This window comes from Sorangium sp. So ce693 (assembly GCF_051521375.1).
Lineage (GTDB): Bacteria > Myxococcota_A > Polyangia > Polyangiales > Polyangiaceae > Sorangium > Sorangium atrum.
Genome location: NZ_CP150347.1, coordinates 705656 through 724417, shown reverse-complemented (window position 1 = coordinate 724417; position 18762 = coordinate 705656). Strand labels below are relative to the sequence as shown.

The 18762-nt window shown below is 72.1% G+C and carries 15 protein-coding genes; 6 read left to right on the top strand and 9 right to left on the bottom strand.

Annotated elements, in window-relative coordinates:
• The first annotated feature begins 159 nt into the window (after positions 1-159).
• Both WMF14_RS02825 and WMF14_RS02820 read left to right on the top strand, forming a co-directional pair.
• Positions 160-852, top strand: a complete 693-nt coding sequence (locus tag WMF14_RS02825) for a glutathione S-transferase N-terminal domain-containing protein (RefSeq protein WP_272097593.1) — start codon at positions 160-162, stop codon at positions 850-852.
• Positions 853-1331: 479 nt separating this feature from the next.
• A complete protein-coding gene (locus WMF14_RS02820; protein ID WP_437798624.1) occupies positions 1332-1955 on the top strand; it encodes a hypothetical protein in 624 nt (207 codons plus the stop codon).
• Positions 1956-2075: 120 nt separating this feature from the next.
• Here the strand turns inward: WMF14_RS02820 and purU are convergent, their stop codons facing one another.
• From purU to WMF14_RS02805, 3 genes are all read right to left on the bottom strand, one after another.
• Entirely contained in the window at positions 2076-2969 is an 894-nt protein-coding gene (purU, locus tag WMF14_RS02815; protein ID WP_437804137.1) for a formyltetrahydrofolate deformylase, read from the bottom strand.
• Between the two features lie 91 nt (positions 2970-3060).
• A complete protein-coding gene (locus WMF14_RS02810; protein ID WP_272097590.1) occupies positions 3061-3798 on the bottom strand; it encodes a histidine phosphatase family protein in 738 nt (245 codons plus the stop codon).
• Positions 3799-3920: 122 nt separating this feature from the next.
• Positions 3921-4226 (bottom strand): hypothetical protein, encoded by a 306-nt coding sequence (locus WMF14_RS02805; protein WP_437798623.1) that lies wholly within the window; start codon positions 4224-4226, stop codon positions 3921-3923.
• 318 nt (positions 4227-4544) lie between these two features.
• Here WMF14_RS02805 and WMF14_RS02800 point away from each other — a divergent pair, with 318 nt between their 5' ends.
• Complete coding sequence (locus WMF14_RS02800) at positions 4545-5150, top strand: hypothetical protein (protein ID WP_437798622.1); 606 nt, start codon at positions 4545-4547, stop codon at positions 5148-5150.
• Positions 5151-5228: 78 nt separating this feature from the next.
• Here the strand turns inward: WMF14_RS02800 and mgtE are convergent, their stop codons facing one another.
• Positions 5229-6563, bottom strand: coding sequence for a magnesium transporter (gene mgtE, locus WMF14_RS02795; protein ID WP_272097587.1), 1335 nt, complete (start codon positions 6561-6563; stop codon positions 5229-5231).
• Positions 6564-6935: 372 nt separating this feature from the next.
• Positions 6936-7553, bottom strand: a complete 618-nt coding sequence (locus WMF14_RS02790; protein WP_437798621.1) for a Maf family protein — start codon at positions 7551-7553, stop codon at positions 6936-6938.
• Positions 7554-7906: 353 nt separating this feature from the next.
• On the opposite strand from WMF14_RS02790, the gene WMF14_RS02785 reads away from it, so the two are divergent.
• On the top strand, positions 7907-9631 hold the full coding sequence (locus WMF14_RS02785; RefSeq protein WP_437798620.1) for a right-handed parallel beta-helix repeat-containing protein: 1725 nt from the start codon (positions 7907-7909) through the stop codon (positions 9629-9631).
• A 16-nt stretch (positions 9632-9647) separates the two neighbouring features.
• Here the strand turns inward: WMF14_RS02785 and WMF14_RS02780 are convergent, their stop codons facing one another.
• The gene (locus WMF14_RS02780; protein ID WP_437798619.1) at positions 9648-11837 is read right to left on the bottom strand and encodes a bifunctional alpha,alpha-trehalose-phosphate synthase (UDP-forming)/trehalose-phosphatase; all 2190 of its coding nucleotides are present in this window, start codon (positions 11835-11837) and stop codon (positions 9648-9650) included.
• Positions 11838-11935: 98 nt separating this feature from the next.
• Positions 11936-13645, bottom strand: coding sequence for a serine/threonine protein kinase (locus tag WMF14_RS02775; RefSeq protein WP_437798618.1), 1710 nt, complete (start codon positions 13643-13645; stop codon positions 11936-11938).
• Between the two features lie 467 nt (positions 13646-14112).
• On the opposite strand from WMF14_RS02775, the gene WMF14_RS02770 reads away from it, so the two are divergent.
• The gene (locus WMF14_RS02770; RefSeq protein WP_437798617.1) at positions 14113-15087 is read left to right on the top strand and encodes a tetratricopeptide repeat protein; all 975 of its coding nucleotides are present in this window, start codon (positions 14113-14115) and stop codon (positions 15085-15087) included.
• Between the two features lie 103 nt (positions 15088-15190).
• Here WMF14_RS02770 and WMF14_RS02765 read toward each other — a convergent pair whose 3' ends face one another.
• A complete protein-coding gene (locus tag WMF14_RS02765; protein ID WP_437798616.1) occupies positions 15191-16561 on the bottom strand; it encodes a hypothetical protein in 1371 nt (456 codons plus the stop codon).
• 397 nt (positions 16562-16958) lie between these two features.
• Between WMF14_RS02765 and WMF14_RS02760 the strand changes: the two genes are divergently transcribed.
• On the top strand, positions 16959-17930 hold the full coding sequence (locus WMF14_RS02760; RefSeq protein WP_437798615.1) for a hypothetical protein: 972 nt from the start codon (positions 16959-16961) through the stop codon (positions 17928-17930).
• Between the two features lie 40 nt (positions 17931-17970).
• Here WMF14_RS02760 and WMF14_RS02755 read toward each other — a convergent pair whose 3' ends face one another.
• Positions 17971-18747: a hypothetical protein gene (locus tag WMF14_RS02755; protein WP_437798614.1), complete on the bottom strand. Its 777-nt coding sequence runs from the start codon at positions 18745-18747 to the stop codon at positions 17971-17973.
• Positions 18748-18762 lie beyond the last annotated feature (15 nt).

Below are 18762 nucleotides of genomic sequence, written 5' to 3'. Positions count from 1 at the left end.
GCCGATCGCCGGTTGCTCCCCACGGGGCGACGTGCCACCGATTGCCCGACGGGCCGGGCGACGCCAGCGCGAAGCGGCGCGGCGCCCGGCGGGCACGATCCATCGCCTGAGACAGCACGCCGCCGCGATCGGCGGCGCCCCACGGACACGGAGCGCAAGATGATCGATCTCTATTACTGGCCCACCCCGAACGGCTGGAAGATCAGCATAATGCTCGAGGAGACGGGCCTCCCGTACAAGCTCATCCCGATCAACATCGGGCGGGGCGAGCAGTTCAAGCCGGAGTTCCTCGCGATCAGCCCCAACAACCGGATGCCCGCCATCGTCGATCACGACCCTCCGGGCGGCGGGGCGCCGATCTCCGTGTTCGAGTCGGGCGCGATCCTGCTCTACCTCGCGGAGAAGACGGGCCAGTTCATCCCCTCGGACGTCCGCGGTCGTTACGAGGTGACCCAGTGGCTCATGTGGCAGATGGGCGGCCTCGGCCCCATGAGCGGCCAGGCAGGCCATTTCAATCACTATGCGCCGGAGAAGATCCCCTATGCGATCGAGCGCTATACCAAGGAGGTACGCCGGCTCTATGGCGTGATGGACAAGCGGCTCGCGGACCGGCCTTTCCTGGCGGGCGAGTACTCGATCGCCGACATGGCGAGCTATCCCTGGGCGATGCCGCACGACCGGTACGGGATATCGGCCGACGAGCTCCCGAACTTCAAGCGGTGGCTCGACGCGGTGCGCGCGAGGCCCGCCGTCGAGCGCGGGCTCGCGGTCGGAAATGAGCTGCGGAACCCGAGCCAGCCCATGGACGACGAGGCGAAGAAGTGGCTGTTCGGGAAGAAGCCCGAGGCGTGAGCCGCCCGTCCCGCATGCGCAGCGGCCGCGCGGCGGTGCGCCCTGGGCGCGCGGCGCCTCGCTGACGGGCTGCGACCGGGGCGGACAAGCCACGATCAAACGAACCGTCCAGCGCGCCAGCGCTGCACGCGCGACGCACCACAGAGCGTCCTGAGCAGGGCGGGGCCACCAGCGCAGCCCGCCCTGCGGTAGGGCTTCACCGGGCGCGCCGAGCCGCTGGTGCGCCCTGACTGGACCCGACACGTGCTTTCAGCGCAGAAACGCAGAACGAGCGCTCCTCGACGATCCGCTCAGCCCCGATCGCGCGGGCCCCGCTGCGGGGCGCTGCTCGAGCGAGCGCGCTGCATTCACCCCTCGCGGACGTCAAGCACGCTGGGAGCGGAAACGTCTGCACAGCTCCGCCGGGCACACACTCTGCTCTGCGGTGAGCCGAGATGTCTGGGCCTGGTGGGCCCTCGCGGACATCGGGGGGAACGATCATGTCGATTCATAGCAAGATGCTGGTGCCTGCATTTCTTTTCGCTGCTCTGGCCGCCGGTTGTACCGCGAATACGGACGACGCGGACTTCGATCAAACCGATCCCGGTGACGACGAGACCGGGGCCGTCAATCAAGCATTGGAGGAGGAGAGAGGCGGATACATGGGGATGGGCGCGGCGCAGCTCGCGCCCGGACAGGCCCAGATGGGCCCGAGCAAGGGCCAGATGTTCCCCGGCAAGGGCATGCTCGGACCGAGCAAGGGCCAGATGCTCCCCAGCAAGGGCATGCTCGGACCGAGCAAGGGCCAGATGCTCCCCAGCAAGGGCATGCTCGGACCGAGCAAGGGCCAGATGCTCCCCAGCAAGGGCGCGCTCGTGCCGAGCCAGGCCGGGATGTTCCCTGGCAAGGGCGCGCTCGTGCCGAGCCAGGCCGGGATGTTCCCCGGGCAGGCGCAGATGCCGTCCAAGGCCGGATTCGGCGGTTATGCCGGCCAGCAATCCAGCCAGGGGATGCAGGGTTATGCTGGTCAGCAGGCCGGCCTTGGCCAGGCGGCCATCTCCCAGTCGGGCGCTTATGGTCAGCAGGGCCAGATCAGCGCGCCCGGCCAGCAGGGCCGGCCGTAACGCCCCGCGCGCGCGCTCGTCGGGCTCCCAGGAGAGCACGCCCTGCCGCGCCCACCTCACCCGCTCTCGATCGCCCAGAATGCCCCGACTGCCAGGTCGGTCGGGGCATTGTTTGGAGACCTAAAAAACAACGGTGCGGCGGCCTTCGACGATGACCCGCCGCTCCAGGTGCGCCCGGACGGCGCGAGAGAGGACGAGCCGCTCCACGTCACGCCCCATCCGGGTCATCTCCTCGGGGCCCATCTGGTGATTCACGCGCGCCACGTCCTGCTCGATGATCGGCCCCTGATCCAGGTCCCGCGTCGCATAGTGCGCCGTCGCGCCGATGAGCTTCACGCCGCGCGCGTGCGCCTGATGGTAAGGCTTCGCGCCCTGGAACGCGGGCAGGAACCCGTGGTGGATGTTGATGACGGGCGGCCCCTCATCGAGCATCTGCTCGGAGAGGATTTGCATGTACCGCGCCAGCACGACGAGATCGACATGGTGCCTCTTCAGCAGGTGAAGCACCTGACGCTCCTGCTCGCGCTTGGTCTCCGGGGTGATGGGGATGCAGAAGAAAGGGATTCGAAAGCTCTCTGCCACCGCCTCGAGCGTGGGGTGGTTGGAGATCACGAGCGGGATCTCGCAGCGGAGCTCGCCCGCGCGCTGCCGGAGCACCAGATCGTAAAGGCACGCAGGATCCTTGGTGACCAGGATCGCCATCTTCGGGACGTGATCGCTGTATTCCACCGACCATCGCGCCGAGAGCGCCGAGGCGAGCTCGCGAAAGGCGGCCTCGATCGCGCTGCGGGTGGCGGAGCCGCCCAGGGCGGCGACGGCGGCCGGCGAGGCGAGGCCGGACAGATCGACGACGAGACGCATGAAGAAGCGCGGGCCCTCGTCCATGAACGCATCGGTGTGATTGCTCGCGTCGATGATGTTCAGGCCGATGTCGTAGAAGAACCCTGCGAGTCGCGCGACGAGACCGGGCTGGTCGGGAGCGGCGATGAGGAAGGTTGCGTGAACGGGACCCATCATACGGGTCATGTAGCTCGCCCCGAGGCGGAGGCGCAAGCGCGAGGGCCGGGAGGGACCGCGGGCGGGCGCTTGCCTGTCTGTCTACCCGCTAGCGCCCCTCGCCGCTCTCGGAGGACGGCGGCCCAGACGGATCCTCCGCGAGCCTCGGCGCCAGCGTGGAGAGCTCCGCCCAGGGGATGCGCACGGTCCGCTCGACGTCGCGCAGGTGCGCGCAGTCGTTGTAATAGATGAGGTGCCAGGCCTCGGCCCGACCCCAGCGCCGCCTTCGCTGCCAGTGGGTGAGCGAGGTGTGGCGGGTGGCGAAGTGCGCGCTCGGGAAGGCGAGCGCGTTCATCCGGAAGAAATGGAGGAACGCGACGTCGATGAAGCCGCCGTGGGTGACGACGACGATCGTCCGCCCCTCGTGCTCACGGGTGACGCGATCGAGGGCGACGGAGACCCGCAGCATGAACTGAGCCCAGCTCTCTCCACCGGGGCTCACCGGCCGGTACGGCTCGCGCTCGAAATCGATCGCATAGCGCACCATCGCCTCGCCGACCGGCATCCCGTCCGCCTCGCCGGGGCGGAGCTCCTGGATCTCGTCGTCGAGCGTGACGGGCAGCCCCAGGGCGGGAGCGACGATCTCGGCCGTCTGCTGCGCCCGGCGATAGGTGCTGGCGATCAGGACGTCGGCGGGGATCTCGCGCGTCGCGGCCAGGCGATCGCGCAGGCGCTCCGCCTGGAGGATGCCGAGCTGCGTCAACCCGGTGTCCCCGCGCATCCCGCCCACGATATGGTTCACGTTGACCAGCGCTTCTCCATGCCGGATGAGATAGAGGTTCGTCACGATCTGAGCCTCCGAGGCGCGCGACCTCGTGGGGGGAGGGCCGCGCGGGGCGGTCCGCGCTCGCTAGGAAGAGCAAGGCCCCCCTCGAATGTCAAGGGTTTGTACCGCCGCCGCGCGGGCGCTCAGGGGCAGCCGTGGAAGAGCGCGAAGATGGCCGCGCTCTCGGAGCAGACCTGCTCGTCGCGCAGGGCGCTGCAGAAGTCGTCCTCCGTGAGGAAGGTCTTCTTTCCCGTGCTGCCCTCGATGCAGGAGATCGAATAGGCGAACCGCGAGGCGCCCTCCCCGGGCAAGCCTGGGATCTCCAGCTCGGAGCCCTGGCCCACCTGCGAGCCGCTGCCGCCGGCGTCCTCCGGCGGATCGGCGCCGAGCAAGGGGAGCACCAAGATGGGAAAAAGGCTGAAGAGACCGGCTACGAAATTCGGGATCATGGGTTTACCTCCAGCGTCGATAGAAAGGCATCCTCGTGCGAGGTAGCCATTGCAGCTGTCGAATCCAACATGCATCCGACAGGCCAGCTCGGGTCATGTCCGCCCAGTGCACAGGCGCGCGCGAGCGCGGGGCGAGCCCGCGCCGTCGAATACGCGGGCCGCGGGCCGCCTGCCCCGTCCGGGTCGGAGGGCGCGCTCGGGCCGCTGCCGCGCCGGCGCGCGGCGCCGGACCGGCCCGCCCGGGCGCGGCGCGCTGCACCGCCCTTGCCAGCTCGCTCGGACATGGCCTACAAGGCGAGCCCTCTGAAGGAGACCCTCATGCACCGTCGCAGCTTCATCGCGGCCGCGCTGCTCGGCGTCGCGGCCCTCGCCGGGTGCGCGCCGCGCTGGCGCGTCGTGACCCAGGCGAGCCCCGACACGTTCGTCGGCCAGCGGTATTTCGCCCTGATGCCCATCGACTACGTGGGCCTCTTCATCCTCGACCAGCGCGAGGACCAGTACCTCGCCGGCAAGGACGCGGACGATCACCAGCGCTTCGTGGCGGACAAGGAGTCCATCAACGAGGAGTTCACGAAGGCCCTGGTCGCCACGGCCCAGGAGGAGGGCATCGAGGTCGCGCCGTCCGACGGCCCCACGTCGGCGCCGTTCGTGATCAAGCCCTATATCGGCTACATGAATCCAGGCTTCTACGCGGTCGTCTCCTCGGCCCCGAGCCAGATCCGGCTGACGCTCCGGCTCACGACGCCGGACGGCCGGGTGCTCGATGAGGTCCAGTTCTCGAGCCGCACGGCGTCGCCCATCCCGAACACGAACCTGAGCTCCGCGGAGGCGGACATGCTGAAGCCCGGCGGCCGCTGGCGCGAGGACGCGCGCGTGATCGGCGCGTATGTGGCACGCTACCTCGCGTCGCGCGTCCACCCCTAGGCCCCGGTCGCCCAGGCTCTCCCCGGTCGCGCGCTTCGAGGAGGCTGCCGGGGAGCGCGCGGGGGGCGCTCGCCCGCTTCACAGCAGCACACCCCGGAGCAGGAGCTCGGCCACGCTGAAGTAGATCACGAGGCCGGAGACGTCGACGAGCGTCGCGACGAACGGGGCCGAGGCGCTCGCCGGGTCGAAGCGGAGCGCCCGGAGCACGAACGGCAGGAGCGCCCCCGCCAGCGTGCCCCAGGTCACGACGCCGACCAGGCTGATCGCGACGGCCAGCGCGAGGAGCCCGTAGTGCGGGCCATAGGCCCCGAAGAGCTTCTCCCAGGCGATGACGCGCGCGAAGCCGATGGTGCCGAGGATCCCGCCGAGCGCGAGGCCCGACGCGAGCTCCCGACGGCTGACGCGCCAGAAGTCGGCGAGCCGGATCTCGCCGAGCGCCATGGCCCGGATGACCAGCGTCGTCGCCTGAGAGCCGGAGTTGCCCCCGCTCGAGATGATGAGCGGCACGAAGAGGGCGAGCACGACGGCGCGGGCGATCTCGCTCTCGTAGTGCCCCATCGCCGTGGCGGTGAGGAGCTCGCCCACGAACAGCGCCGAGAGCCAGCCCGCGCGCTTGCCGAGCATCCTGGAGATGGGGGTCCGGAGGTAGGGCGCGTCGAGCGCCTGCATGCCGCCGAGCTTCTGGATGTCCTCGGTCGCCTCCTCTTCCACGACGTCCACGATGTCGTCTGCGGTGACGATCCCCTTCATCCGACCCTCGCTGTCGACGACGGGTATCGCCACGAGATCGTGCTCCGCGAAGCGCCGCGCCACGGCCTCCTGGTCGGCGTCCTCGTTGACCGACACGATATCGGTCTTCATCACGTCGCTGACGCGCCGGTCGCCGGGGGCGATCATGAGCTGTCTCAGCGACACCACGCCGCGCAGCCGCTGCTCGGCGTCGAGCACATAACCGTAGTAGATGGTCTCGAGGTGATCCCTGGCCTGCCGCTTGAGGTAGCTGATCGCCTGGTCGACCGTCGCCTCCGGCCGCACGCGCGCGAACCACGGGCTCATGAGCCCGCCAGCCTCATCCTCGGCGTACGCGAGGAGCGCGGTCACCTCGCGCCGCGTCGGCTCGTCGAGCAAGGAGAGGAGCTCCGCCTGGTCGGCCGGCGCCACCTCGAGGAGGATGTCCGCCACGTCGTCGGGCGCGAGCAGGCGGAGCCACAGCCTGCGTTCGCCCTTCGTGAGGCCCGCCAGGAGCGCGGCCTGGTCGGCCGTGGGGAGACCTTCGAAGAAGTCCTCCGCCTCCTCGCGCCGCAGGCGGCGATAGGCCTGCACCCGCTCCTCGTTCTGCAGGGCCGACCAGGACAGGATCAGATCAGCCGCCGTGAGCGCCTCGGCCGCGTTGAAGGGCGGGCGTTCCATCATCGCCTCACCTCGTCGAGCGCCTGGCCCGCCCTGTCGGCGTCGCCCGGCAGAAGATGCGCATCCGCGAGGGCCCAGCGGCAGGCTCGACCCTGGAACCACGATTAGCAACGGGCGCGCCACGGCCGCCCCTCCCTGGAAGCCCCGGCACGCACACAGCGCAGCGGCCCCCCCGCCTGCGCCGTCGGACAGCGAAGCGCCTGGGGAAGCCGGCATATTCCTGGTTCCCTCGGACTTCTTCCCGGTGCTCGGATCGCGCCGACGCGCAATGGCGCGGTTTGGCGGGAACCTACCGTATCTCCCAGGATGCAGGCTCTTTGCCCGGCCTGCGTGGCGCCTGCCGGCGCGCTCTGACGCCCGCGCGCACGTCTGCGCTCACGCGCGCGCGGGCGGGTCGAGCAGATCGACCCCGAAGCGGCGCAGCAGGCGGCAGAGCGGGACGAGCGGCAGCCCCACGATGGCCGCCTCGTCGGCGTGGCGCACGTCGTCGAACAGCCACGGTCCGTGCCTCTCGAAGAGGTACCCTCCCGCGCTGCCGATCGGCCGATCCAGCTCGACATAGCGGCGGATCTGCGCGCGGCCGAGGGGGCGGACGCGGAGCTCCACCGTGACGATCTCGGCCAGCGTCCGCGGCTCGCCGGCCGCGAGCAGCACCGCCGGCGGCGCGTGCACCGCGACGGCCGTGTGGAGCGCGTGGACGCGCCCCGCGAGCCGCCCGAGCTGGTCTGCCGCCTCGTCGAGCGAGGCCGGCTTGCGGAGGAGCTCCCCATCGAGCTCGAGCGCCTGATCGGCGCCGATGATCACGGCGCCCTCCCGCGCGGGCGCGAGGCTCAGCGCCTTCCCCTCCGCGAAGAGGCGGGCGCACGCGAGGGGCGACATCCCCTCGGGCGCGATCTCCTCGAAGGCCGGCGCGACGGCCTCGTACGCGAGCCCGAGGCGATCGAGGAGCGCCCTCCGGAAGGGCGACGTGGAGGCGAGGACAACCGGGAACATGGCCGGCTCCATGGCACGGAACGACGCGCGTGCCGAGAGGAACCGCTCGCCTCGCGCTCCTCCCGCCCGTCGCGCTCCTCCCGCTACTCCCGCTCCTCGCGCGCTTCACCTGCGCTTCACCCGCTCTTACCTGCTCTTCACGCTCTTCGCGGCGTTCGCACCGACTTGCTTTTATTTACCAAATTTTATCGAGAAATGGCAGACCGCGAGGATTCTAAGCAATGGTGACAGCCGCTGGGCATGCGGGAATAACCACAGGAATTCCCGCCGTCAGGTGTCGCCTGAATTACCCATCATGCATTTCATTAAAAAGCAGCTTGCACTCGGACTCTGCAGCACGCGACAGTACGCCAATGCAGCAACTCAACACAAGGCACCTCGTCACACTCTCTCTCGTCGCGCCGGGCATCGGGCTCTCCGTGCTGCTCGCCGCCTCGCCGGCGAGCGCAGCGACGTACGAGGTGGGGCGGGGCAAGCCTCATGCGAGCCTCGCGGAGGTCGCCCCTCGCCTCGCTGCCGGGGACGTGGTCCTGGTCGAGGGCGACGCGACCTATCCGGGGGATCTGTTCTTCAAGAAGTCGGGCACCGAGGCGCAGAAGATCACGATCCGCGGCGTTCGCGTGAACGGTCGCCGCCCGGTCCTATCCGGGGGGACGAACACGGTGATCTTCGCTGGCAATCACTATACCTTCGAAGGCTTCGACATCACCGGCGGCTCGGGCCGCTGCGTGTTCAACAAAGCGCACGACATCACGATCCGCGACTCGGTGGTGCACGATTGCGCCGGGCACGGGATCCTCGGCGCCGACTCCGAGTCGGGCTCCCTCACGCTGGAGTACGTCGAGGTCTATGCCTGCGGCTCGGGCGACACCAGGCACCCCATCTACATCGCGACCGACGAGGAGACGCGCCTCGGCTCGGTGTTCCGCATGCGGCACTGCTATGTGCACGACGGCAATGGCGGCAACAGCGTGAAGAGCCGCGCGGAGCGGAACGAGATCTATTACAACTGGATCGAGGGCGCGAAATACCACGAGCTCGAGCTGATCGGGCCGGACGGCCAGGACGAGGGGCTCGCGCGCGAGGACTCCGACGTCGTGGGCAACGTCATCGTCAAGACCGGCCAGCACTTCGCCGTGCGCGTCGGGGGCGACGGCACGGGGCAGACGTGGGGTCGCTTCCGGTTCGTCAACAACACGTTCCTGCTCGCCCCCGGGTCGCGGCCGGCGATCAGGATGTTCGATGGAATCGAGAGCGTCGAGATGAGCAACAACGTGTTCTATCGGCGCGGCGGGGGCGGCGTGGAGGTCTATGTCGACAGGAGCGCGACCTGGAAGACGGGAGCGGCGTTGATCTCGGGCGCGAACAACTGGGTCCCCACCGGCTCTTCGGCCCTCCCCGCGGCGTGGACAGGCACGGTGCAGGGCGCCGACCCCGGCTTCACCAACCTCGGCTCGCTGGACCTCCGCCCGGCGTCGAACAGCCCGCTCGTCAACGCCGGCTCCAGCGCGACGCCGAGCCCGGCAGGGCACCCGTTCCCGAGGCCGCTCGCCGCGCCGCAGTCCTCGCCCGTGAGGAGCGTGCGCGCGGCCAGCCGACCGCTGCAGCGGCCGGTCGCCGGCGCGATCGACATCGGGGCCTACGAGTCCGGCTCCAGCCTCGCGGCGCTCGCCATGAGGACCGCGGACAGCGATCGGGACCTCGGCGACAACGACAGCAGCGCCGTGGAGGAAGAGTGGAACGTCGACGGGGACGCCGCCCCGAGCGACGGTGAGGCGGGCGCCGGCGACACCGACGACGTCGATGCCAGCGACGCCGACGCCGAAGGCAACGCGTCCGCCGGCGACTGCGCCGCGGACGGCGACGCGGACGGCGACGACACCGCGGCGCGCGCCGCTGCGTGCCCCGAGGCCGCGCAGGGCGACGCGGACGCGCCGCACGACGCCCACGCCAGCGCGTGCAGCGTCGGCGGGGCGCTCGCGGGCGGGCCGGTCGCCGGCTCGGGGGCGTTCCTCGCCGGGGTGGCGGCGCTCCTCGGCGCCGCCCTCCGGCGGCGCGGTCGCCGCGCCGGGGCGTGAGCCGCGGCGCGAGCCCTCAGGCCACGAGCGCGCGCAGCAAGCGACGCGCCGAGGCCGGGTCGGGCAGCTGAAACGCCGCGGAGCTCTCCCCGCCGCCCACGTGGATCGTGAGGGCGGTCGGGGGGAGCGCCGCGAACAGATCCTCGTCGGTCCTGTCGTCGCCGAGCGCGATCACCACCGCGTCGGGCCCCATCGTCGCGAGCACCCGCGGCACGATCACCCCCTTGTTGACCCCGCGGAGCCGCACCTCCAGCACCTTGCGGCCCGGGATGAGCTCGAGATCGTGCTCGCGCAGCGCCTCGCCGAGCTCCAGGGGCACCTCGCGGGCCGTCTGGCTGGCGAGCTCCGGGTCGGCGGCCCGGTAGTGCCACGCGATCGACACCATCTTCTCCTCGATGAAGCTGCCCGCCGTGCGGTCGACGAAGCGCTGGAGGACGTCGCGGACCCTCGGCTTCCAGTCGAGCGCGGCCTCGCGGAGCGCCACCCAGGGCTCGCCGGGCGCGGCGCGGGAGAAGAACCCGTGCTCGGCGTGGAGGCTGATGGGCAGCTCGCCCAGCCACCGCTCGAGGTCCTCGCGCGGCCGGCCGCTCACCACGTGCACCTGCGTCCGCGGGCGCGCCGCGAGCTCGCGCAGCTCGGCGACGAGCGCCTCGTCCGGCTGAGCGAGCTCGGGCATGGCCTCGAGCGGGACCAGCGTGCCGTCGTAGTCGAGCATCACGATCAGCGACGGCGCGCTGAGCGCGCTCGCGATCGTGCTCCCCTGGGGCGCGCCTTCAGGCCGCCGGACGGCCCCCACCGCGGGCGCCGCGCCGCTCGCGCGCTCGAGATCGTTCAGGAAGCGGTGCGACCAGCGGTGCGCGTCGTGCGTCACGACGCGGCGGCGGAGCGCCTGCATCCGGACGCGCTGCTCGGACGGCGACATGACCAGCGCCCGCTGGATCGTCGACGCCACCGCGTCGATGTCGTGCGGGTTGACCTGGAGCGCCTCGATCAGCTCGGCGGCCGCGCCCGCGAACTCGCTCAGCACGAGCGCGCCGGTGTCGTCGATCCGCGAGGCCACGTACTCCTTGCAAACGAGGTTCATCCCGTCGCGCAGCGGCGTCACCATCATCACGTCGGCCGCGAGGTAGAGCGCGACGACCCCGGCCATGGGCATCGACCGGTGCAGGAAATGGATCGGGATGTCGTCGAGCGTCCCGTAGCTGCCGTTGATGCGGCCGACGAGCTCGTTCACGACGCGCCGGAAGTCGGCGTAGGCGTCGACCTTCTCGCGCGTCGGCACCGCGAGCTGGATGAACCGGACCTTGCTCCGGAGCTCGGGCTCGCGCTCCAGGAAGCGCTCGATGGCGAGCATGCGCCGCGGGATGCCCTTCGTGTAGTCGAGCCGATCGACGCCGAGCACGATCTTCCGGCCCTTGGCGCTCTCGCGGATGCGCCGCGCCTCGGCGCGGACCTCCTCGTCCCGCGCGAGCCGCACGAACTCGTCGACGTCGATGCTGACCGGATAGGCGCCGAGCCGCACCCGCCGCCCCTCGTACGCGAGCGTCTCCAGATCGGGATCCAGCCCGAGCACGCGCGCGGCGGAGTAGACGAAGTGGTACCGATAGGCCGTCGTGTGAAACCCGACGACGTCGGCGCCGAGCATGCCGCGCAGCACCTGCTCCCTCCAGGGCAGGATCCGGAAGACCTCGGCCGCGGGGAACGGGATGTGCAGGAAGAAGCCGATCCGCGCGTCGGGGATGCGCCTCCGCAGCATCGCCGGCACGAGCGTGAGCTGGTAGTCGTGGATCCACACCCTGTCGCCCGGCCTGTACCGGGAGGCGATGGCGTCGGCGAAGCGCTCGTTCACCTCGCGGTAGCTCTCCCAGTCCTGCCGGGCGTCGAGGTGCAGCTTCTCGACGAGGTAGTGGAACAGCGGCCACAGGACGCCGTTCGAGAAGCCGTCGTAGTAATGGCTCACCTCGGCCGACGTGAGGTGCACCGGGACCGCGCCGAGCTGATCGAGCCGCTCCTCGACCTCTCGGCGCTGCTCTTCGGTGAGCTGCGCGAGGTCGCCCGGCCATCCGAGCCAGAGGCCGCCGTGCCGCTCGTGGGGGCCACGTAGCGCGGTCACGAGGCCGCCCGCCGAGGGGACGACGGAGACGTCCCCCTGATCGGCGTGGACGGTCACGGGGAGGCGGTTCGAGACGATGAGCAGGCGGGACATGCGCGGCCAGGAAGCTAGCGCATGGCCCCTGCACCACGCCCTTGCGGCGCAGTGAAATCAGGGGCTAGCCGATGGTGCTCGTCGGGCGCGCCCTGATCCTACCGGTCGATCCGGATCGACGGCGCCGTGTTCTCCGGAGGGTTGGGCTTCGACGTGGCCGTGGGCGCTGCGGGGCGAACGGGGCGGCCCCAGTTTCGCCTGCCGCCTGAGCTCGTGTTCGACGGCGCGTCGTCGGTCTTCGCGGGCGCGGCCACCTGCGCGAGCCGTGCGACCGTCTGCACGGACATCTCCGACGGCCCCTGCACGATGGAGTAGGGCTGGAAGCCTTCCTTCTGCAGGGTCAGCCGGCGAGGCGACGCGCGCACCTCGTCGTTCGCGATCGAGAGCTGGAGCGGCGTCTGCCCGAGCGATTTCCCGTCCTCCAGGACCTCGGCGCCCGCCGGGATCGACTCGATGATCAGCATGAACGAGGGCGCGCCCTTGTGTTCGCTGGGCGTGCCGGTCGCCGCGGGCGCGGTCGTCGGCGCGGTCGCGACCTCGGGCGTGGCCTCGCTGTTCTGCGCGGGCTTGCGGGTCAGCGCGAACGCGCCCGCCGCCACGACGACCGCGCCGATGGCGGCGAGGATCACCCCCTTGCGCCCGCCGCCGGAGGGGGCCTCGTGCGCGCCGGTCGCGCCCTTGGACGCGCCCGCCGCGGTCGCGGCGGCGCCGGGGCCCGAGCCGACGCCGGAGGTGCGGCCGCTCGGATCGTCATCGCTCGACGGCGCCGGGAGCGTCACCGCGTCCTTGAGCGCTTGCACCGTGGACGAACGCGACGAGATCTGCACGCCGGGCAGCGACTCGAACGAGGTGATCTGCGTGCCGCCGAATGCGGTCGTCACGCCCATGCCGCGGGCGCACTCGCCGAGGCCCTGGATGAGGGCGTCCATCGTCGCGGGCCGGCCGTCCGGATCCTTCGCGAGACAGCGCATCACGAGCGCCTCGAGCGGCTCCGGGATGTCGACGTCCGGGTTCCGCTCCTTCATGCGCGGCACCGGCTGCTGGAGGTGCGCCATCAGGATCTGGATCGACTTCTCGGACTCGAACGGGACCTTCCCGCAGAGCATCTGGTAGAGGATGACGCCGAGCGAGTAGATGTCGGTCCTGAGATCGACCTTGCCGTGCGAGATCTGCTCCGGCGACATGAAGCGGGGCGAGCCCAGGAACGCGCCCTGCTGCGTGAGCTCTTCCGAGTCGTCGCCGAGCTGCTTCACGAGGCCAAAGTCGAGGATCTTGACCGCCTCCTCCGCGTCCTCGTTGGAGACGAGCATGACGTTCGACGGCTTGAGGTCGCGGTGGACGACGCCGTGCTTGTGCGCCTCGCGCAGCCCGCGCGCGATCTGCCGCGCGATGCGCATCGCCTCGGGCGGCGGCAGGCGCCCCTGCCGGCGCACGCGCCGGAAGAGCGTCTCGCCCTCGAGGAACTCCATCGCCATGAAGAACCGCTCCTGATCGTCGGCCTCGATGCGGCCGTAGTCGAAGACGGTGACGATGTTCGGGTGCTGGAGGCGCGCGAGGATGCTGGCCTCGAGGAAGAAGCGCTTGTGGAAGTTCGGGTCGAGCTGCCGCGAGGCCTGGTTCGGGATCAAGACCTTGATCGCCACCTGGCGCCCGAGCGGGAGCTGCTCGCCGCGATAGATCGTGCCCATGCCGCCGGTCGCGAGCTGGGAAAGGATCTTGAACTTTCCGTTGAGCACCTTTCCGAGCAACGGATCGATCGGCTCGCTGCGCGCTACTTCATCGACGACGTTTTCGTTGGCACCACTCATATGAACTCCGTCGCCTTCCCCGTGCGGGCGCGGGCGAGCCCTCCCCTCGGTGACGATGCCTCGCGATGCGTGAGCCTGGACCTCATGATCGTGGGGAGCGTCGGCGCGTGGGGCCGTCGGGGCAGTCTAAACGGAAGAAATGTCCTTGGCGACCTTTCCTCGATCGCCTCCACGATCGCCCCGTTCGTGAGGCCGCGACCCCCGCGCGAGAGGCCGGCCGTGAGGCGCTGCACCATGCGCCGTGCGCCATAGCCCCGATCGACGGGAACCGCCAGTTGCTGGCATCGAGCGTTAGCATCGCACCTTCGCGCCACGAGATCCTGCGAGCAGAGTACACTGCTCCGCGCCCGCGCGATGCTCTTCCGACCATCCTTGTCGGGTGCCGCCGCCGGACGCCGGCCGGTGCGCGCCGGACGTCCCTGCCGGCCCTCTCGCCCTCCCGGGTGGGGACGAGGTAGTAGAGGAGGATGCGACCGGATCGCGCGGTGCTGCGCTGGTGGAGGGGGAGAGAGTACCGGCGCCTACTCGACGTGGCGGCGTCCGAGCTCGCCGGCTCGCGCCACGCCGACGCGGAGGCGACGTGCGCGCGGGCGCTCCGGATCGCCGAGGAGATCTACGGTGAGGGGGACGCCGAGCTGACGGCGCCGCTCTACGCGCTGAGCTCGGCGCGGCTCGCGCAGGGGCGGCTGGACGAGGCGCGCGCGAGCTCCGCGAGGGCGATCGCCATCGCCGAGGCGGCGGCGAGCGCCGATCCCCCGCTGCCGAGGCTGCTCGAGCAGCTGGCCGCCATCCTGGAGCGGCAGGGCGAGCTCGAGGACGTCGAGGCGCTGTTCCGCCGGATGCTCGCGGGCTACGAGCGGATGCGCGACCCCGACCCCATCGAGCTGTCGGCGCTGCTGAACCGGCTCGGCCTGCTGCTCGGCAGGCGGGGGGCCCGCGCCGAGGCGGCGCCGCTCTTCCGGCGGGCGATCGCGCTGCGGGAGGGGGCGCTCGGCGCCCGTCACGCGCTCGTCGCAGAGGCGCTCTACAACGCCGCCACGTTCCTGGAGCTGGAAGAGGACCTCCCGACCGCCGAGCGGGAGGTGATGCTCCGGCGGGCGCTCGAGATCGCCGAGGCGGGGGCGGGCGTGGAGGGGGCGCTCCTCGCGTCGATCCTGCACAACCTGGCAGCCGCGCGGGAGGCGCTCGGGGACGCGGCCGAGGCGGCGGCGCTGTACGAGCGCGCGCTCGCCGCGCGGGAGGCGCTGGCCGGGGCCGCCCACCCGTCGCTCCGGCCCACGCTGGTCCGGCTCGCGCAGGTCCACCACGCCGCGGGGCGGCTGTCCACGGCGCTGCCGCTGTACGAGCGGGCGCTCGCGCTCGCCGAGGCGGAGCTCGGGGTGGATCACCCGGTGGCCACGGCGATCGAGGCCTGGATGGCAGAGGCGCGGAGCCGGAGCTGACCCCGCCGCCTGCGGGCGCGGCGGACGGCCCAGCGGGCAGGCGCGCCCATCGGCGGCCTGGCCGGACAGAGGCGCGCCGGGGTGGCCTGGCGGACAGGCGCGATCAGCGCCCGGACGACGGCGGATCGCCGCCTACGCGCCAGCGCTCGACGAGTTCCGGGAGGACGGTCGAGGCCATCTGGAGCAGGTGCGCCATGTGGTGTTCAGGCGTGTTGCCCCGGAACCCACGGACGTGGAGCTCGCCGACGCTCGCCTCGGTGGTCGGGATCATCTGCTTCTCGAGCTTCTTCGAGACGGCGCCCTCGGCCGCGCGCAGCCGCAGGTGCGGGGGCGCGTCCGACGCGGGCGACCGCTCGACGTGGTGCCCCGCCGCGGCGTCGAGCAGGTAGCTGGCCGTGGCGGTGGAGCTGGCGTACGCGATCGGGTCGATCTCCGAGTGTGTGATGGTGAACAGCAGCTTGTCCGAGGCGGCGAGCTGCGCGGCGCGCGCGAACGAGGCGAGCTGCAGCGGGTTGAGCCCGCTCGGCTGCTCCGGGACGAAGCCGCAGTGGATGCCGTCCGTGACGAGGATCGCGTCGAGGGTCTCGGCGCCGCGGCGGAGCTCCAGGATCTTGGCGATCGCGCCGTAGCCCGCGCTCCACGAGGAGAGGGCGACCCGGCGGAGCCGCGGAGTCGGCAGCCCGCGCTGCGCGAGCGCCCGGTCGATGTCCGCGAGCAGGCTCTCGTAGACGCCCGGCGTCGCGTAGAAGTCCTCGTACGCGCCCGAGCCGATGCCGAGGTTGATGACGGCGACCGCGGCGTTCAGCCCGGCGACCTCGGCGCTCTCGCGGACGAGCTGGGTGTTGCCGTGGAAGTGCAGCAGGAGATCGTAGCTCGACCCGGTAGGCCTGAACGTGTCGGGCGTGAAGAGCACGCCGCCGCGGATCGACGCGTAGCCCTCGTGCCGGATCGCGGGCGGCGGCGTCGCCGGCTCGGGCGGCGGCGCCGGCAGCTGCAAGCGCGCGAGCCCCTCCGGCGCGACGGCCGCGCTCGCGCCGGCGTCCTCGCGCGAGGAGCGCAGCGCGAGCAGCGACGCGCGGTTGACGGGGGTCATGGCGCGGAACGCCTCGGCGGAGGCGGCCGGCATGCGCGCGACGAGCCCGCGCGCGGTGACGGCGACGACGACGATCACGGTGGCCGCGGCCAGGACGAACGCCCCGAGGGCGCGCCACACGCGCGCGCGGCGCTCGCCCGGCGAGGGCGCGGACCAGGAGCCGTACGGCCCGGCCCCGGGGAAGGGCGGCGTCCCCTGCAGCGTTGGAGCGGCGAAATCGGGAGGGAACGCCTGCTCCTGCAGCACGGGGGCCATGCCGAGGGGCGGCAGGTCGAGGGGAAGACCGCGATCCGGGCAGCCCTGGACCACGGTGACGGGCGGCGGCGTGGGCGTCGGCGATAGGTCCGCAGGCGACCCGTCAGCGCGCACGTTTCCCTTCATTTCGATACCCCTCCCTTACAACGGGGATGTAGCGCCCAGCCCTGGTTCGCCAGGCGCTGCGTCTGTTCCGTGAGCGCGCCGCACGGCGGCAGCACGCTGCGTTTCTGCTCCTGCCGTGAACCCGGAAGGCGTCGCGGCAGGCGGAGCATCGACCAGTACGGTCTCGAGCTCAAGCGACAACCGTTCCGTACGCGCATATTTAAGCGTGGCCGTAAGACCCTGGCCCCTGCTGGAACACGCGCGGGTGAGCCTGTCGGACCGCAAAGCGAGGGAGCGGGTGGGGTGTGCCCGGGGCCGCGCAGGTGCGCGCGAGCGGTGACGCGAGCACGCCGTGAGCACGCCGGCGACGAAACACGCACTTGCGCCCCTCTCCGGCACCCACCAAGGTGCTCGGCGCTTGCTCTCCCGAGAGGTCCGCTTCCTGCTCGCAGCGACGCTGCTCCATGCCGCCATCCCGTTGCTCGCGCGGATCGCGGGCTCCTCGGGGCCGGCGCTCGAGGCCCGCTCGAGCGGCGCGCGCCGCGAGGTGGAGATCGAGATAGAGCCCGTCCCGCCGCGCGAGCCGGAGCAGGACGAGGCGCGCGCGCCCCTGCCACGCGCGCCGGACGAGGCGCGGCCGCGCGAGGCGGAGCCGGTCCTCGGCCGGACGGCGCGCCGCGACCGGCGGCCGCTCGATCCGTCGGCGCCGCCGGAGGCGCCGGTCGAGCCGCGAGAGGGTCCCGTGACGCCTCCGGCCCCTGCGCCATCGAGCGAGTACGACGGGCCGCCGAGCGCGCCGACCCCACCGCGGGGGGTGGCCGGCCTCGGGGGGGCGCCGGTGTGGCAGCTGCCCGGCGTTCTGCCGGATCGCGCGCCGCCACCGCCGGCGCCGACCGCGCCGACCGCGCCGCGCGAGGTCTCGGTGGACAGGGCCGGCGAGGTGCTGCGCGAGGCGATGCGCGATCGGGACAAGACGCTGGGGCTGGATCTGCCCGCCGCCGGGACGGTCGCGTCCGTGGTGGCGGACGCGGTGCGCTCCTCCGAGACGCCCGCGACGGCGCGCGCGGTGTTCGAGGTGCAGCTGAGCGGCGCCGGCGCGGTGCTCGGCGTGCGCGCGCTGTCGTCGACGGCAGGAGCGGCGGCGCTCTGGGCGCTGGTGGCGCGCGAGGCGGCGGCGCAGCTCGCCGGGCGCGTGCTCGCGATGACCGCCGCGTTCGCCAAGGGGGCGAAGGTCTACGTCACGGTGAACTCGTCGGTGCAGATGCCGAGCGGCGCCACGTCGGGCGGGATCCACCAGCAGGGCGCGGGCTTCGGGTTCGACGTCGCCGACATCGGGGCCCGACCCCGCCGCCTCGTCCAGTCGAGCTTTCGCGTCGAGGCGATCGACTGAGGCGCTCGGGCCGACCGCGGCGCGCGACGCGCTCGGGCGATCAGCGGCTCCGGCGCGCCCTCCAGCGCCTGGTGCGCGCGGCGCTCGCGGCGAGGCCGATCCAGAGCAGCCCGAGCAGGCTCAGCGCCGCCGGGGCGCCGGTGAGCCAGACGAGCGCCGGCATCGGCGGGCGCGTCGGACAGGGGCGGCGCGTGTCGAAGCGGCAGGCGTGATGCCGTTCGAGCTCCTCCGCAGCGACGCGGACCTCGGCCACGTCGTCCGGCAGGCCCCGCAGGACCGCGGAGGCCATCATGTAAGCCGCAGAGGCGGCGCGATCGTACGCCGGGTCGGCCGGCACGCGGTCGCGCACGAGCTCGACCAACCGGGCGGCGCGCTGCGCCGGCGCCTGCTCGGCCAGCGCTCCGGCGAGGTGCCGCGCGAGCGCCTCGTCGAGCTGCAAGGCGCAGGCGACGGCGCGATCTTCCCCGGGCGTCAGGTAGACCGTCTCGCCCGACGCCGTCTGGCGCGGCTCCGTGCCGGACACGGCGACCGGCTTGCGAAGCGCGACCCGCGCCCCGCGGACACAGCCCGGGACCCTCGGGAGGGCGCGCAGGTGCACCGCGGCGTAGCGCTGGTACGCGACGCCGGCGATCGCGCCGAGCGAGAGCGCCAGCGCGAGCAGCACGGCGACCCGGCGCGCGCCGGCGCGCTCTCCCGCGCTGGCGCGCGCTTTCGGCGCGGCGCGCTCTCCGGCGCTGGCGCTCTCGCTCGGCGCGGCGCGCTCCTCGCCGGTCTCCGGCGCGGGAGCCGGCTCGCCGGAGGGCTCTCGGGACGACATGGCCGGCGGTATGGA